The organism is Methylobacterium variabile, assembly GCF_001043975.1.
Classification (GTDB): Bacteria; Pseudomonadota; Alphaproteobacteria; order Rhizobiales; family Beijerinckiaceae; genus Methylobacterium; species Methylobacterium variabile.
Window position 1 is genome coordinate 1 of sequence record NZ_LABY01000431.1, and the last position, 972, is coordinate 972.

A 972-nucleotide genomic window follows, 5' to 3' on the forward strand; every position below is an offset into this window, starting at 1 on the left:
GCCGCCGCGGCGTCGCCGGCGTAGACGTCGTGGATGCCGATGCCGTCGGCGATGAACAGGGTCTCGAACAGGCCGCGCTCGAGGAGGCGGGCCACGTCGGTCCAGTAGCCGAGCGTGTTGAACTCCAGGGAGCGGTCGCGCGGGTGGGTCCACAGGCCGGGCGAGAGGTGGACCGGGCTGTGGATCGCGAACCCGTTGACGCGGATCGGCTTCGTCATGCGCAAGGCCTCCGGGGCAGGTCTCGTCAAGTCTTTGCGGGGATCACCGGAAGTAGTCCGGCAGCGTGAAGCCGTCGTAGAAGCGGTCGGCTCGGATCGCCGCCTGGAACGCATCCGAGCGGTAGGCCGCCACGATCGCCCTGGCCCACGGCGTCTCGGCCTGGCCGCGGCGCACCGCCACCACGTTGATGTACGGCGCGGTCATCTTTTCCAGCGCCAGGGCCTCGGTGAGCTTGAGGCCGCTGAAGATCGCGAAGTTGCCCTGGATCGCCGCAAAGTCGACGTCGTCGAGGGCGCGCGGCGCCTGGGCTGCTTCCAGCGGCACGATGCGGATGCCGCTCGGATTCGCGGTCACGTCGAGTTCGGTGACGTCGACCGGGTTGGCGTTGGCTTTGAGCCCGATCCAGCCGGCATCGCGCAGGATCTTCAGGGCCCGCTCCAAATTCACCGGATCGTTCGGCACCGCGACCGTCGCGCCCGGGCGCACGGCGGACAGCGCCGTGTGCTTGCGCGAGTACAGCCCCATCGGCGGCGTCGGCACCCGCACAGATGCCGACGCCGCCGACGGGGCTGTACTCGCCCAAGCACCCGGTGCTGTCCGCCGTGCGCCCGGGCGCGCCGGTCGCGGTGCCGAACGATCCGGTGAATCTGGAGCGGGCCCTGAAGGCCCTGCGCGATCCCGGCTGTATCAGGCTCAAAGCCACCGCCAACCCGTGCGGCGTCCACGCACCTGACCTTGACCTGCATCCGACAG

The 972-nt window shown here is 70.1% G+C and carries 1 protein-coding gene and 2 pseudogenes; 1 reads left to right on the forward strand and 2 read right to left on the reverse strand.

Annotation, left to right across the window (positions count from 1 at the left end):
- Positions 1 to 218: pseudogene (locus tag VQ02_RS33680) on the reverse strand (5,10-methylene tetrahydromethanopterin reductase); the annotation flags it as partial.
- Between the two features lie 43 nt (positions 219 to 261).
- Positions 262 to 765: pseudogene (locus tag VQ02_RS33685) on the reverse strand (MetQ/NlpA family ABC transporter substrate-binding protein); the annotation flags it as partial.
- A 2-nt stretch (positions 766 to 767) separates the two neighbouring features.
- Between VQ02_RS33685 and VQ02_RS36520 the strand changes: the two are divergent.
- A partial coding sequence (locus VQ02_RS36520; RefSeq protein ID WP_245239936.1) for a MetQ/NlpA family ABC transporter substrate-binding protein occupies positions 768 to 972 on the forward strand: 205 nt, incomplete at its 3' end.